The 13,302-nt window shown below is 43.2% G+C and carries 13 protein-coding genes; 6 read left to right on the top strand and 7 right to left on the bottom strand.

Features of this window, described 5'->3' with window-relative positions:
* Window positions 1–18 precede the first annotated feature (18 nt).
* The 4 genes from FTD44_RS03365 to FTD44_RS03350 form a co-directional block, all read right to left on the bottom strand.
* The gene (locus FTD44_RS03365; protein WP_222165156.1) at window positions 19–672 is read right to left on the bottom strand and encodes a response regulator; all 654 of its coding nucleotides are present in this window, start codon (window positions 670–672) and stop codon (window positions 19–21) included.
* The gene (locus tag FTD44_RS03360; protein ID WP_222165155.1) at window positions 665–2,539 is read right to left on the bottom strand and encodes a tetratricopeptide repeat-containing sensor histidine kinase; all 1,875 of its coding nucleotides are present in this window, start codon (window positions 2,537–2,539) and stop codon (window positions 665–667) included. The genes FTD44_RS03365 and FTD44_RS03360 overlap by 8 nt, the downstream gene beginning before the upstream one ends.
* 146 nt (window positions 2,540–2,685) lie before the next feature.
* Window positions 2,686–3,327, bottom strand: a complete 642-nt coding sequence (locus FTD44_RS03355) for an outer membrane beta-barrel protein (protein WP_222165154.1) — start codon at window positions 3,325–3,327, stop codon at window positions 2,686–2,688.
* 35 nt (window positions 3,328–3,362) lie between these two features.
* The gene (locus tag FTD44_RS03350; RefSeq protein WP_222165153.1) at window positions 3,363–4,313 is read right to left on the bottom strand and encodes a hypothetical protein; all 951 of its coding nucleotides are present in this window, start codon (window positions 4,311–4,313) and stop codon (window positions 3,363–3,365) included.
* Window positions 4,314–4,547: 234 nt separating this feature from the next.
* On the opposite strand from FTD44_RS03350, the gene FTD44_RS03345 reads away from it, so the two are divergent.
* From FTD44_RS03345 to FTD44_RS03330, 4 genes are all read left to right on the top strand, one after another.
* The gene (locus tag FTD44_RS03345) at window positions 4,548–5,015 is read left to right on the top strand and encodes a MarR family winged helix-turn-helix transcriptional regulator (protein ID WP_222165152.1); all 468 of its coding nucleotides are present in this window, start codon (window positions 4,548–4,550) and stop codon (window positions 5,013–5,015) included.
* A 1-nt stretch (window position 5,016) separates the two neighbouring features.
* Complete coding sequence (locus FTD44_RS03340) at window positions 5,017–5,520, top strand: transposase (RefSeq protein ID WP_222165151.1); 504 nt, start codon at window positions 5,017–5,019, stop codon at window positions 5,518–5,520.
* A 51-nt stretch (window positions 5,521–5,571) separates the two neighbouring features.
* Window positions 5,572–6,138: a Crp/Fnr family transcriptional regulator gene (locus tag FTD44_RS03335; protein WP_222165150.1), complete on the top strand. Its 567-nt coding sequence runs from the start codon at window positions 5,572–5,574 to the stop codon at window positions 6,136–6,138.
* 68 nt (window positions 6,139–6,206) lie between these two features.
* Window positions 6,207–6,656 (top strand): DoxX family protein, encoded by a 450-nt coding sequence (locus FTD44_RS03330; RefSeq protein ID WP_222165149.1) that lies wholly within the window; start codon window positions 6,207–6,209, stop codon window positions 6,654–6,656.
* 5 nt (window positions 6,657–6,661) lie between these two features.
* Here the strand turns inward: FTD44_RS03330 and FTD44_RS03325 are convergent, their stop codons facing one another.
* Window positions 6,662–8,206 (bottom strand): hypothetical protein, encoded by a 1,545-nt coding sequence (locus FTD44_RS03325; protein WP_222165148.1) that lies wholly within the window; start codon window positions 8,204–8,206, stop codon window positions 6,662–6,664.
* 179 nt (window positions 8,207–8,385) lie between these two features.
* Between FTD44_RS03325 and FTD44_RS03320 the strand changes: the two genes are divergently transcribed.
* A complete protein-coding gene (locus tag FTD44_RS03320) occupies window positions 8,386–10,593 on the top strand; it encodes a T9SS type A sorting domain-containing protein (protein WP_222165147.1) in 2,208 nt (735 codons plus the stop codon).
* Window positions 10,594–10,697: 104 nt separating this feature from the next.
* Here FTD44_RS03320 and FTD44_RS03315 read toward each other — a convergent pair whose 3' ends face one another.
* The gene (locus tag FTD44_RS03315) at window positions 10,698–11,105 is read right to left on the bottom strand and encodes a hypothetical protein (RefSeq protein ID WP_222165146.1); all 408 of its coding nucleotides are present in this window, start codon (window positions 11,103–11,105) and stop codon (window positions 10,698–10,700) included.
* Window positions 11,106–11,248: 143 nt separating this feature from the next.
* Here FTD44_RS03315 and FTD44_RS03310 point away from each other — a divergent pair, with 143 nt between their 5' ends.
* Entirely contained in the window at window positions 11,249–11,827 is a 579-nt protein-coding gene (locus FTD44_RS03310; RefSeq protein ID WP_222165145.1) for a hypothetical protein, read from the top strand.
* Window positions 11,828–11,904: 77 nt separating this feature from the next.
* Here FTD44_RS03310 and FTD44_RS03305 read toward each other — a convergent pair whose 3' ends face one another.
* A complete protein-coding gene (locus FTD44_RS03305; RefSeq protein WP_222165144.1) occupies window positions 11,905–13,302 on the bottom strand; it encodes an ABC transporter permease in 1,398 nt (465 codons plus the stop codon).

Below are 13,302 nucleotides of genomic sequence, written 5' to 3'. Positions count from 1 at the left end.
AATTGCGGTATCATTGCCCTAACCGATACCCAGTTTTACGGCAAGCTTCACCAGCCCCACAGTACTTTTGCAGCCAGTCTTTTCCAGCAAATGCTGACGGTGATTATCCACCGTTTTTTTGCTGATAAATAATTGCCTTGCGATATCGTCACTGGTATATTCTTTTACAATAAGGCTTAGGATTTCTTTTTCCCGCTCAGTCAATTCTTTCAGTTGCTCATCCTGTATCTTCTGTTGGTTATACTGCTTATAGATAATAGGGACAATGTCGTCTGCGAAATAGGTGCCCCCGTCTGTGATGCGGTGCAGTGCTTTCAGGAGCTCCTCTTTTCCTGCATTTTTCAGAATATACCCGTCCGCCTCGGCCAGGATAGCTTCTTTTATAGCCACCGCATTATTGTACATCGACAGGATCAATACCTGTATTGCAGGAAACTGCTCTTTGACCATCTTGCATAACTGCGTTCCGCTGAGCAGCGGCATGCTGATGTCCGTAAGCAATAACTGGAACGCATCAGGACGTTCTGCTATCATTTCATAAGCAGCCTGTCCGTTATTCGCCTCAGCAATGATATGATATTGAGGTGTACCCAGCAGCATATTCCTGATGCCGTCGATCATCATTTGATGATCATCTGCAATGATGATATTTATTTTTTCCGTGTTATCCATTTTGTGGTAGTGTAATGATGATTTGAGTCCCGGTTAATTGTTCCGATTGCACTTTCATTTCTCCGTCCAGTAAATTGACCCTTGCCTGGATATTTTTCCAGCCTATTCCGCCGGAGCTTCCTATACTTTCAGTATCCATTCCTTTTCCGTTATCCCGGATAGAAAAAAGAATTTTTTGACTTTGCAGCGTGGCATTTACCTCAATACTGTTTGCACCCGAATGTCGGACCATATTATGGATTACTTCCTGTACAATTCTGTACATCGACAGTTCGTTTTCTTTTTCAAACTGGTGATGCAATATAGGCTCATCAATATGTACCGTCATTTTAGTATTCCCGGAACTACTGACCTTTTCGGCCAAAGACTGTACTGCAGGGAACAGGCCAAAATGAAGATCTTCAGGAATCAGGTTGTGGGAAATATTGCGGACTTCTGAAATGGTTTGATCTACGATATCCTGCAGCTTCTTATTTTCCGGGTTTTGCTCCCCTGCAGAGAGATTCATTTTTACAAGAGACAGCATTTGTCCAACACTATCGTGTAAGTCACGTGCAATACGGATGCGTTCATTTTGCTCCCCTATAAAAAGCGCCTGGTTCATTTTTTTATCCTCACTCCGCTTTATCCTGCTGAGCTTCGCATGGTATAGCAAATAGGCCAGAACCGCCAGGAATAAGAACAAGACAACAGCAGTAATGACAATGATTTTCTTTTCTGCAACAGCCCTGTTCTTTTCAATTGTTTTGAGCTGGTTGGCAGCCTGCAGATCTTGGTTTTGCTTTTCCTTCTTTGCCGTTTCATACCGCTCCTGGGCATCATAAATGATCCCGGCTTTCGCAACATTATCCAGAGAGTCTTTCAGCGCTATATATTGTCTGAGAAAGTGCACCGAATTGCTGAAATCACCGGTTTTTTCAAACAGAGTCGCATTGTACTCATAAGCATCTTTTCGTTTCTCCGGGCTTCCGGAAGCTTCAGAGTAGTGAAGGCAGGAATCCAGGTATTTACGGGCGAGCGTATATTTTTTTTGCTTTAAAGCCAGATCGCCCAGGTTGCCATAAATCGTGGCAAACTGATAATTGTCCTGCAATTTTATAGCATAGGAGAGGCTTTGGTGAAAATATATTTCCGCATTGGCAAGCTGGCCCTTCTTTTTATACGTATTGCCCAGGTTATTGCTGGTGGTACACAATTGCAGGTCATTGCCGGTGGCCACATGCAATGCTTTGAGGTGTGTGGCTATGGCCTGTTCATATTCTTTGTGGTCATCGTAATTAATACCCAGGGCATTAAGCAGCCACCATCGAACAACCCGGAGCCCTTCAGATGCTTCAATGATGTGCAGTCCTTTTTGAGCATATTCTTTTCCCTTATTATAATCGCCGAAATCGTGAAAGGCATGAGCAATGTTACTGTATGCGTAAGCCAGTTGTGGCGTATCTTTTGCCTGCTCAAAATAATGAATGCTCTTGTTTAAGTAGCCAATCCCCGATTCAAAGATGTATTTGTTGCATAAGATAATGCCGTAATTGAGATTCAGGTAACCATTCCATAAATAGTTATCAGAGCGTTTAAGGTACAGCTGTGCAGTATCATACCAGTCCTTTGCTTGCTCCGGATGAAGCATGATGATGCCCATATGCACCAGGCAAGCGCCTTTGCCTGTATATTCATCATTATGAAGTGCCTTGGCTTTATAGAAATATTCCTTTGCCAAAACATCTGCGCGTTCCGGATCTGCATTAATCGACTGATTGACTTTATCTGCTGTTTCCGCAAACCAGGTAGAGTCGGCTGTACTGATTTTTTGCCCTGAAGCAGAGATAGCGTACAAACAGATGAAAAGCAGGAAGATGAATCTCATAACATTCAATATAGTTTCAGAAAGTTACACATAATATTTAAGTGTAATAATTCTGGCAATATTTAATTTGAAGAGCAGGTTAGGGTAGGGTATAGACAAATAGGTTATACTATGTTTTTTGCCCACGGAAAAATGACAGGCATTGATTATTGCATAATCGGGATGTCCAGACTTAGACTGAGCGAGCGTGTTTTAGCAGTACCATTGTTTCCTGTTGCCAGGTTTGCCAGGCCCAGTTCATACTGGATTCTGAAAATAGAGATATTCATATGGATGCCTATCCCGTAATCTATGCGCTTTAATTCGTTCCCGAAATCAATCTTTTCAGTGGCTCCATTACCAACCCTGTATTTTTTCTGACCAGATACAGCATAGCCCACATATGGCCCGATACCAATTCCGTACATGCCGGAGGTATAGGATAGGGGTAGGTTCAGCTGTAAGAATCCGATTTTAATATCGGCCACAGATGGCCCCAGTATGGTAGATTTTACCGTTCCTTTTTTGATGTATTGCAATGCCGGAAAGAAACCGTAACCTCCATTATCACTATCGTACTTTTTGGCATTAAAAGGAACAAATACTGAGAGTCCAAAGTGGTAACCGATTTTGCCACTTGCATCCTGACGGTTGCCATCAATCTGGTGGCGAATGCCGGATGGATTGATGCCCCCGAAAATGTCGATTTGCTGAGCCATAGCCTGTGTCGCGAATATGCAGCAAAGCAGTAATGCAGTCCAGGACTTCTTACCTGTGAGAGAGGCAGTATAGAAACAGAGCGTTTTCATAATAAGTCGTTTTATGTATTTATAGATAAGGAATTTTATTTGGTCTCACTTGTTTCGTAGACCATGATGATAAACTGGTTAGCGGCAGGAGCATTGTCCTTACTGTTTTGTACCGATGCAATTTCAAAAACAGGAAAAGTCAGCATGGTTACGGAAGTGATCTTCATTCCCGTGGCTGCATCCTGGCTTGTTTTAATCTCATAAAAAGGATTGTTGCCGTATTGGCTTTTGAGATAGGCTTCCGCATCGGCCTGCAGCTTTTTTGACAAGACCAGTGGCGCTTTCCAGGCCAGCCAGTGCGTACCTGATGATTGTTCCAGGCCAATAGTAATCTCACCCGTTTTGGGATACATACTGGATCTGTAATAGGTCACCCCGTCTTCTGTTTTAATGGTCCCGCTTAAAATGTCTTTAAATCCTCTTTCTGCATGCTTTACCATTGCAGCCAGGTCCGTTGTGTAATTATGGGTGAGATAGGCGTCTCCTAATGGGCCTGTACCGTATATCGTAATAATACATTGACTATTGGCCGCATTTTTTTTGTCTGTACGGTTGAGCACAGACATTATCGGAGCGCCCTCAAACCCATCCTCTTCATAAAGTATTGTTGCTTTATTGCCCAGCTCATCAGTATCCTCCTGCAGGTAATAAAATATGCTGTCCTGTGCAACGATTGCTTTCATTAACTGGCCTGCGTCAAGCTGTATTTGCTTCGATTGTGCCATGGGAATGATCCATGTAAAAAGACCTTCCAGATTTTTGTTGGCCACGATCTGGGCCGTACCCACCGGAGGTTTCAGCTTCGATTGATAATAGGTATCTGCACCATTGGCACTCATCCCGGTTTTGGCACCTGCAATGGATAAGAAGTTGGCAGAAGCATGTACAGCAATATCGTTGATAAATGCTTCAGTGCCCTGCTGTGCTTTTGCTGTAGTAAAGGCCAATGAAAGGGCGATGAGCAGAAAGGGTATGATTTTTTTCATTTTATAATCCGGTTTATTTTGATGGATAGATGATGCATAGGATCTTATCATCCTGTTGCTACTGCAAAGTAATTGCGGAATCGGACGATGGGCAATAGGGAGAAATCATCTATCTGATAGGTATAAATACCTATTAGCCTGTTCGGTAAAGCAGGTCCCTGACCATATTATTTGTATAATGATTTTTTGTATTTTCTTGAAAACATATATCTTTGTTGCTAAGATACTTTTGTAATGAGACAAAATAATAAAGAAGAATTGCTTTCCGGTTTCAGGGCCGCAAGTAGACAATACTCCGATGCATCTATCTTTATGCATGAGGCGATTGCCCGTAAGGCAGGATTTTCTGGAGCTGATCATAAATATTTGGGACTCATACTCCAATACCCTTCTATCACGGCCGGAGCAATATCAAAACTAACCGGACTGACGACCGGTGCTGTAACGGGATTGATAGATCGCCTGGAGCAAAAGAAGCTGCTTAAAAGACAGTTCAGCAAAGAGGATCGGAGGAAAGTAATCATAGTACCCAATGTAGAAAACAGTATGAAACTCCTGAAACCGCTCTTTGAAGAACTGCAGCAGAAGACGGCAGCATTGCTTGCCACTTTTTCAGAAGAGGAGATACATACTATTGAACGTTATTTCAGATCGGCAACGCTTATCATGAACGAAACAGCAGATCACTTAAATCAAAAATAATATGACGAGTTTAACCCCACAGTATATAAACAGGGCCGAGATCTGGCTCTGCATCACTACGCTCATTTATTTTCTAATGAATGGTGCACAGATTTTTGAGACCATTGTATTTGTCCCCAAATGGGTACCTTCCCCGCCGGATAATTTTAAGCTGCTACTGGATGGAAAGGGCACAAGCCTGAAGACATTCTGGATTGTATTCCATTCCCTGCACGAGATCACATTTATCCTGGCTATTATTTTCTGCTGGAAGATAGATGCAGTGCGCAGCTGGCTCTTGATCTTATTTGTAATCCATTTTGCAGTCAGGGTATGGACATTGTCTTTCTTTGCACCCAACATTATTCATTTTCAAAAAATGGCAGCCACACAAACGTTTTCCGAAGAGCTGGTCCGTAAAGTATCGCTCTGGCAAAGCCTTAATTATGTTCGCGTCGCTATTTTTATAGCCATTTCCTGCGGAATGATTCCTTTGTGTATGAGAGTATTTGCCCAGCGCCCGTAACAGCTCTGGTGATATCATAGCATTAATATTTCTTTAGTGTAATTTTAAGTAATGGAGCAGATCAGAAAATTCCTTAATGGCTTTGTAATGCTTAACGATGAGGACTGGAATGTGTTCTCTTCAAAATTGAGGAGGGTAAGCTTTCCGAAAAAGACGCTTATCCTGGAAAAAGGCAAAAAAGAAAAGCACCTTTCCTTTATCGAAAAAGGTATCGTCAGGTTTAATATTCCCCGGCCCGATTATGATTTTACCTTTGCCTTCGCCTTTGAGAACACCTTCTTCAGTGCATATGATGCCTTCCTCACACAAAAGCCTTGTCAGTATAATGTAGAGGCGATTACCGATTGTGTATTATGGCAGATTGCTTATGAGAAGCTGGAAGAGGTGTATGATTCCACATCGGTCGGAGACCGCATCGGACGTAAAATAGCAGAGGAGTTATTTCTTAAAAAGACCAGAAGAGAAATGTCGCTGCTGGAAGATAATGCAACCCAGAGATACCTGGATCTCCTGTCCGAGCAGCCGCTACTGATCCGGTATATACCACAGAAATACCTGGCATCCTACATCGGCATACGGCCACAGTCGCTGAGCAGGATCAGGAAAGCAATTAAGTAACATTTGTTCATTGATCGGGGCAGGGGACCATGCTACCTTTGCAGGTATAACCATCTCAAAATGTACAAATGAAACCACTGTTTATATTGCTCGGCACCTTCGTCTGTGCCCTGGCAGGCACCAGGATTTTCAAATCCGACATTGATTATACACTGGCCGGGATCATTGCCCTGTCTGTAATGCTGCTGTTTACGGCTTTGGGGCATTTTATGTTCACCAGGGGAATGACCGCAATGCTACCCGATTTTGTACCCTTCAGAATGCAACTGATTTATCTCACCGGTCTGATTGAAATAGCCGCCGCGATCGGTATGTTTATTCCGGGATTCAAAAAAGTTACCGGCATACTGCTCATCATTTTCTTTATCCTTATTCTTCCTGCAAACATATATGCAGCCATAAAACACCTGAACTACGAAACCGGCAATACAGATGGTAAGGGCCTCTCTTATTTATGGTTTCGCGTTCCTTTCCAGTTATTACTGATATGGTGGGTATACTACTTTGTCCTTCGTTGATATACTTAAAGATGCTTCAGGTATTGTGTATACCAGGCAGCAGCAGTGAGATGAAATGGCTGGTCCCGCAAAATGCTTTCCGTCCATATATAGTAAAAGGTATACATCTCATGAAACTTGTTCAGCCCCGCGTGGGCAATAATAGCTTCGTGCAGTATTGATTTTACCTCAGTGATAACCTTCTGTCTGGTTGCCGTTTTGCTGTAATCAACATTTTTCATGAGCATAGAAGCAATCCGCAAGCCCACATCGTATTTATTGCGCTCATTTTCGACCTGCTTATACTGCCGGCCGGCTGCAGCGGCCATAGACGGTACTATAGCATAATCCTTATTGGCCAGGTGCGAAAATATCCGGGACAGAAAGAGGTCATTATAGACATCTTTACGCACATATTTAGACTCTTTGTATAAGAGCATATCCAGCAATTTTTCGGCCTGCTCATGATCTCCTGCCGCAATGCAGGCATTCCTCATATTGCCGTAAATAACCAGTTTCATTTCTATAGACAATTGTGCATTGAATTTGAGGAGCTGTATATTGGCATCTTCAATTGTTTCCTGCAATTCTTTTAGTGCACCCTTATACATATAAACGATCAGCCGGTAGCAGATCCTGAAATAGAATACCCGTAACAGGAAGAAGGTTGAATGCTGAAACCGCTTCTGTGCAATGAAAGCATCGGCAAGTAGCAGGCCATCCAGGGTTTCCTCAAAATAGCCCAGCCCCATACAGGAAGTTACATGTTGTAGAATACCTTCCAGGTACTCATTCGGAGAAATCAGCTGAAAGTCCGGCGCCAGCAATTTTTTACTGTATTGGTAGGCCTTCTTATGATCCAGGGTGAGCCAGTTGTACAGTGAATGAATGAAGTTGAAGTAATAGATTCCCCTTCTGGATTGTATTTTGTGTTCAGCATCCAGCTTGTGATTTTTCAGTACGATCTGGTCCAGGCTCTTTCGTGCTGTACCCTTTACATACCCATATTTCTTTTTAATGTCAATCACCTTGCTGAAAATGCTTTCCAGCGTATTGACCTCATCAAAGTTTTCAAATATTTTTCGCTCCTCTGTGGTAATGTCCAGTTTGTTCCTGGTAGGCGTATCTGAAATGATATTGATCTTTCGCTCCCAGGTCAGCAGCTGCAGCATCAATCCGAAGTTTTCCTGTCCTGCCGCTATTTTCTGGGCTTTCCGGAGCAGGATAATGCTTTGTTCCGGCAGCCCCCTGTCATACAATATCTCTATTTCACAGATCATATTCTGGATAGAAAGTTCTGTAGAACTGTTCTGATGATAGATGCTCAGGCTCTGCATCAGTTGCTGATACAGGCGTATTTTGGCATTTGAAAATGCTTTTCGGGAAACCATTTCAGGAAGTTGAGCGAGTTGACTTTCCGGGCCTGATAATGCCTTAAAGAGTTCCAGGTAATATGGTGATTCCTGATGGTTCTGCGATTTCAGATATTGGTAAAAATGCCTTTTCTCTCCTATAGATAAGGATTCTATAAGGATTTTTAGATCATCTTTCTTTAAGTACTTCTTTTCCATAGTCTCGGATATGCTCTCCCTTCCAAGATAAAAAATATTGACGAGCAGATTGACTTTTAAGAGGAAAAAGATTTCGGATAATAGAAAATTTACATTTATTTCGGTAACGACTATTCCCAGAGTTCCCAATTGAACATGCCGGTTTAAATCCTAGTGTAAATCATTAAAACATTTAAATTATGGCTGTTTCTTATTTATTACAGACGTTTCGCGGTTACTGGTCCCTTGTCCTTGCTCCCAACGATGGCAAGAGCTACCAGAAGAAAATGCGGAGTATGATTGGCTTTGCCGTATTATGTGCTGTCTTTTGTACAGGCAATGTGCAATCTCATGCACAAGGTCCCGTGCTGGAGTGGGCCAGAAGTATGGGCGGAAGTGATTTTGACAACGGATATGCCGTTTCGGTAACCAATGACGGAAACGTGTTCACCACAGGATTGTTCAGAGGCACGGTTGACTTTGATCCCGGTCCGGCTACTTACAATTTAACGGCAGCGGGTACGGCCGGCAATACCCTTTTTGTATCCCGCTTAGACAATGCCGGAGCGTTTGTATGGGCAAAATCATTCGGTAACGCCAAGTTCAACTATGCCTATAGCATCGCTAACGATAGAAGTGACAATGTTTATGTGGCGGGTTACTTCTCCGATACCGTAGATTTTGATCCGGGACCGGGTGTGTACAACCTGATCTCCACCGGTACAGCTTCCGCTTCTGATATTTTTATCCTGAAACTGGATAAGGCAGGTGGTTTTATATGGGCCAAAAGAATAGGTGGTACGGGTATTGTTGATCGTGCATTTAACCTTAAGATAGATAAGTCGGACAATGTGCTGGTTTCAGGTTCCTTTATTGGTACTGTTGATTTTGATCCGGGTGTAGGGGTGTATAACCTTACCCCATTGAATGCCGCTGCTAATGGATTTGTATTAAAGCTGAGCAAGGACGGGGACTTTATCTGGGCTAAGGATATTGGCCAGATGAGCCGTACCAACAGTTCCGCTACAGCTTATGCAATCACCGTAGATTCGGCTAATAATGTCTTTACCGCAGGATACTTCAGAGATACGGTAGACTTTGACCCTGGTCCTGGTCAGGCTAAGTTAGGTGCAAAGGGTACAGCTGTTAATGATGATATCTTTGTATTGAAACTGGATTCGGCCGGTAACTATGCCTGGGCCAGAAGCTTTGGATCCAAAAAACTCGATCAGGGTTTGTCTGTCGCTGTAGATCCGATGAATAATGTATACTTCACTGCAGCTTTTAATGATACCATCGATTTTGATCCCGGACCGGGCACAACAGAATTGATGGCAGCCAGTGCTGCCGATCAGTCCATTGCTATCGTAAAGCTGGATAATAACGGTGATCTTATCTGGGCTAAAAATGTAAGTGGTTACGGAGCCTGCACATTAGACAAAAATTTCTCCTTCTCGATCAAATCTGATCATTTGGGTAATACCTATACCACAGGTTATTTCTGCGGTAGTGCGGATTTTAGTCCGGGTACACCGGGAGCATCCATTACCTCAAGCGGTTCGACCGATATATTCATGATGAAGCTGAAGCCTACTGGTGATTTTGTATGGGTAAGGCAAATGGGTGGATTGGATATTGACGTGGCCAGGTCTTCTGTTCTGGACAATTCGGGTAATGTTTATACCACTGGCTGGTTCAGAGGGACCTCCGATTTTGATCCTGCTGTAGCAGGCACCTCTTTGCTGACGTCTACAAATAATAGTTTCGATATTGTAGTAATGAAATTCAGTTGTGGAGATACAACAGTAGCAACAATTACAGATACCACCGACTGTTTAGGATATACGCTGAATGGAACCACGTACACCAGTACAGGTATGTATACAGTAACAATGCCAAACAGCCTTGGTTGTGACAGCATGATTACCCTAGACCTGACTGTGATGCCGGTAGGAGATATTACTGTTGTGGTGAATAATAATAAGCTGGAAACAGTAGAGAGTTTTGCCACTTATAAATGGATGCGAAACGGGCAGCTGATCAGTGGAGCAGTAGATAGTACCTATGCCTATACACAGAATGGAGACTACCAGGTAATCGTCACCAATGCGAATGGCTGTACCGATACCTCAGATATTTATGTGGTGAATACGGTATCGATCGATGAGGCTACATCTATGCTGGCCAATCAGATCAGGGTATTCCCTAATCCGACCAGCGATATGGTCAATGTACAATCGCCCGTAAATGTGAATGTAACCATCATAGATATTAAAGGCAGAACGGTTAATCAGGTTAAAAATGCAAGCCGTTTCTCTATGAAAGAGTTGCCTGGAGGGCTGTATTTACTGCGCATTACAGACAAATACGGGCAACTGATTAAGACAACCAAAGTCACTAAGCAGTAATCAGATAAATACATGCCTGTTGTAGCATAATGTTACTATCTGGCTGAATATTAAAGGGGTGGTTCAAATGTGAACCACCCCTTTAAATTATTGATCTGTTGTGTTTATTTACCTGCCAGCTTTCCGCCGATATAGGCCATAGGAATATAAGCGGCTACCAGGTCAAGGATGGTATACCATACCGGAGAAGGGAGCATCACTACATTGGCAATACCACCCACCAGGAAGAATATGCCGATCACCATAGCGAAACGCATCTTACGTCTGCCTGCAATCAATGCAGCTATCCAGGCACCTACAAGTGTACCCAGGGCATGAGCCAGGAAAGGAAAAATAAAATGTCTGGGTTCGAACAGGTGCATAGAGGCTTTCAACCCTTCTGTAGTTGTTACATCTGCTCCGTTTGGAGGAGGAATAATGGAACCACTGATCATAATCAGGCCCATATTAACCATACTGCCTATAATCAGGCCGGCTACAATAGCCAGGATGTTTCGTAAAATCGGATGCATGTTTTTTGTTTTAAGTGAACCGTAAAAATAATACAATAGTTTATAATCTTTCATTGCCGGATAATATCCTGGGGAGCATTGATGGGGGAAGACCGTTTGTTTTCGTTTTCCTATATTTGGGAAATCGTTCAAAACAATTATACATGAAAAAACTATTGCTCCTGTCAGCAATTACCCTGACCGGTAGTTTGCTGCACTTTAATGCCACAGCACAACAGAATAACAGCCATATTATTGATGCCGATAAATTTACGGAGCAACAATTCAACGCACTGGAAAAGAATGTTCCGAATGATGGTTGGGTACAGATGAACTATCAGGGTAAAAGTTATCTGCTGAACTGCTCCAATAAAGATTACCGCATGAATGTGGGACTGAACTGCGCTGAGGGTAATCCTGTATTTGTGATTGAATATACAGGCAGCTATCGTGATGGTGATTATGAAGGTATTGATTTTGCCAGTTCCCGCAATCAGTCATATGCCGATCTTAAAGTACTGGTAGATGGTAAATCGTTCGGAAATCCTTTCTCAGATAAGGGCAAAGCTAATGCAGGTCCGTTTATAGAAGCATTAAAGAAGGGAAGTAAGCTCACAATGTCTTTTTATAATACAGAGTTTAATCCGGAAACCGGTAAAGATGAGCTGAAACTAAATCGCTCTATCGATTTTAAAACAGCACATCCCGAATTACTTGATGTCAAAGTAGATTGTAACTCCTAAACAGAACAGGGGTTAACGCTTTAGAAAGCATTAACCCCTGTTCTGTTTTTTGGAGTATTGGTTTTTAGCGATAAATATTATCCCGTCTGCCTTAAGGCATCAATAGGGTGGATGCTGGACGCCCGTATAGCAGGGTACAGGCCCGCCAGCAGGCTAATGATAATAGAGAATAAAACAGAGCCACCAATCAGCCACCAGGGAAAGGAGAACATATCTACAAATTCATCTGCATTTTTCATATACTGATTGTTGACAATCAGGTTGGCAATGCGCGTAAGGCCATAGCCTAAGGAAATACCCCCCAGCGCGCCGACCAGGCCTATAAAGCCCGCCTCAAAGAAAAAGATCATACGGATATCGCGGTTCTTTCCGCCCACAGCCTTCATGATGCCGATCTCCCTCTTGCGTTCCAGTATACTCATGAGCATAGTATTGATGATGCCGAAACCCGCAACCAGTAAGCTGATCAGGCCTATGATGCCCAGTACACTATCCAGGATCAGGAATGCTTTTTTCATTTCGGCCAGGCCATCGTCAACCGCAAAGTAATTGATCTTCTGTTTGTCCAGGAACTTTTTGAGTTTGCCGAGGTCATCCATGCTCTTTGTTTTGACATAGATAGAAGCATATTGATTCCCCTTGTTTTTATTACTGATCATATCACTGATCCGGTCAAAGCCCAGTGAGGGCATTTTCTTCGCAGTGGCAATCGGTAAAATTATTTCCTCTCTCATCGCCGGGCCGGAGAATTGCTCTTCTTTCAGGATACCGACAATCTTCACCTTTGTTTCTTCCTCACCAATCATATTTTCGATACCACCCATCATGGCAAACGGAGAAGTGCTTTTAAGAGAGGCACTATACAGAGACAACTCTTTACCGATAAGGGTGTCGGAAAGGGCAAGGGTCAATGCCGTATCTGTTTGCTGATAGTGGGCCAGCTTATCTTTAGTACAAACCTCAAGACCCAGCTGGCGCAGGAAGTCAAGGCTGACAATAGCTTCCAGTGCAGAATCGCTGGAGAAATAACGCCCGTCATACAGCTGATTATACGGTGGGTATTTGGCCATAGACATCGGTAGGCTGCCTAAATTGGTTTCTGAAGTATCATGATACAATGCCGCCCGTACCGGGATTGTTAAGCGAGGGTAGGCGATCGCTACTTCCGGCCTTTTCTGTATGACGGTAATCAGTGAGTCATTCAGGGGTACTGCCGATTCTGTTTTTTGTTCCGGTTTGTTCCGGCCTCTTGGTCCGCCTTTAAAATTGAAGGCTTTGGTAGAGATCGTCAGACTGGTAAACAGGTCGTTCGACTTGAATTTGTCTGTTATATTCCGTTCCAGGCCTATGCCAAAGCTGACCATAGAGATCAGGGCGCCGATACCGATAATAACCCCGATCAGTGTGAGCATCGTTCTTAAGCGGGTACGCCAGAGGTTCTGGCGGGCCATGGTGATTAGATCTGAAATGGTCAT

The sequence above is a fragment of the Edaphocola aurantiacus genome, assembly GCF_019797745.1.
Classification (GTDB): Bacteria; Bacteroidota; Bacteroidia; order Chitinophagales; family Chitinophagaceae; genus Edaphocola; species Edaphocola aurantiacus.
This window is presented reverse-complemented; position numbering and strand designations above follow the sequence as displayed.

Coding starts and splice junctions, on each gene's coding strand:
- FTD44_RS03360 (WP_222165155.1), bottom strand. CDS start 2,539: ATGAGATTCATCTTCCTGCTTTTCATCTGTTTGTACGCTATCTCTGCT.
- FTD44_RS03320 (WP_222165147.1), top strand. CDS start 8,386: ATGGCTGTTTCTTATTTATTACAGACGTTTCGCGGTTACTGGTCCCTT.
- FTD44_RS03350 (WP_222165153.1), bottom strand. CDS start 4,313: ATGAAAAAAATCATACCCTTTCTGCTCATCGCCCTTTCATTGGCCTTT.
- FTD44_RS03340 (WP_222165151.1), top strand. CDS start 5,017: ATGACGAGTTTAACCCCACAGTATATAAACAGGGCCGAGATCTGGCTC.
- FTD44_RS03355 (WP_222165154.1), bottom strand. CDS start 3,327: ATGAAAACGCTCTGTTTCTATACTGCCTCTCTCACAGGTAAGAAGTCC.
- FTD44_RS03345 (WP_222165152.1), top strand. CDS start 4,548: ATGAGACAAAATAATAAAGAAGAATTGCTTTCCGGTTTCAGGGCCGCA.
- FTD44_RS03335 (WP_222165150.1), top strand. CDS start 5,572: ATGGAGCAGATCAGAAAATTCCTTAATGGCTTTGTAATGCTTAACGAT.
- FTD44_RS03365 (WP_222165156.1), bottom strand. CDS start 672: ATGGATAACACGGAAAAAATAAATATCATCATTGCAGATGATCATCAA.
- FTD44_RS03330 (WP_222165149.1), top strand. CDS start 6,207: ATGAAACCACTGTTTATATTGCTCGGCACCTTCGTCTGTGCCCTGGCA.
- FTD44_RS03305 (WP_222165144.1), bottom strand. CDS start 13,302: ATGACCATTTCAGATCTAATCACCATGGCCCGCCAGAACCTCTGGCGT.
- FTD44_RS03325 (WP_222165148.1), bottom strand. CDS start 8,206: ATGGAAAAGAAGTACTTAAAGAAAGATGATCTAAAAATCCTTATAGAA.
- FTD44_RS03310 (WP_222165145.1), top strand. CDS start 11,249: ATGAAAAAACTATTGCTCCTGTCAGCAATTACCCTGACCGGTAGTTTG.
- FTD44_RS03315 (WP_222165146.1), bottom strand. CDS start 11,105: ATGCATCCGATTTTACGAAACATCCTGGCTATTGTAGCCGGCCTGATT.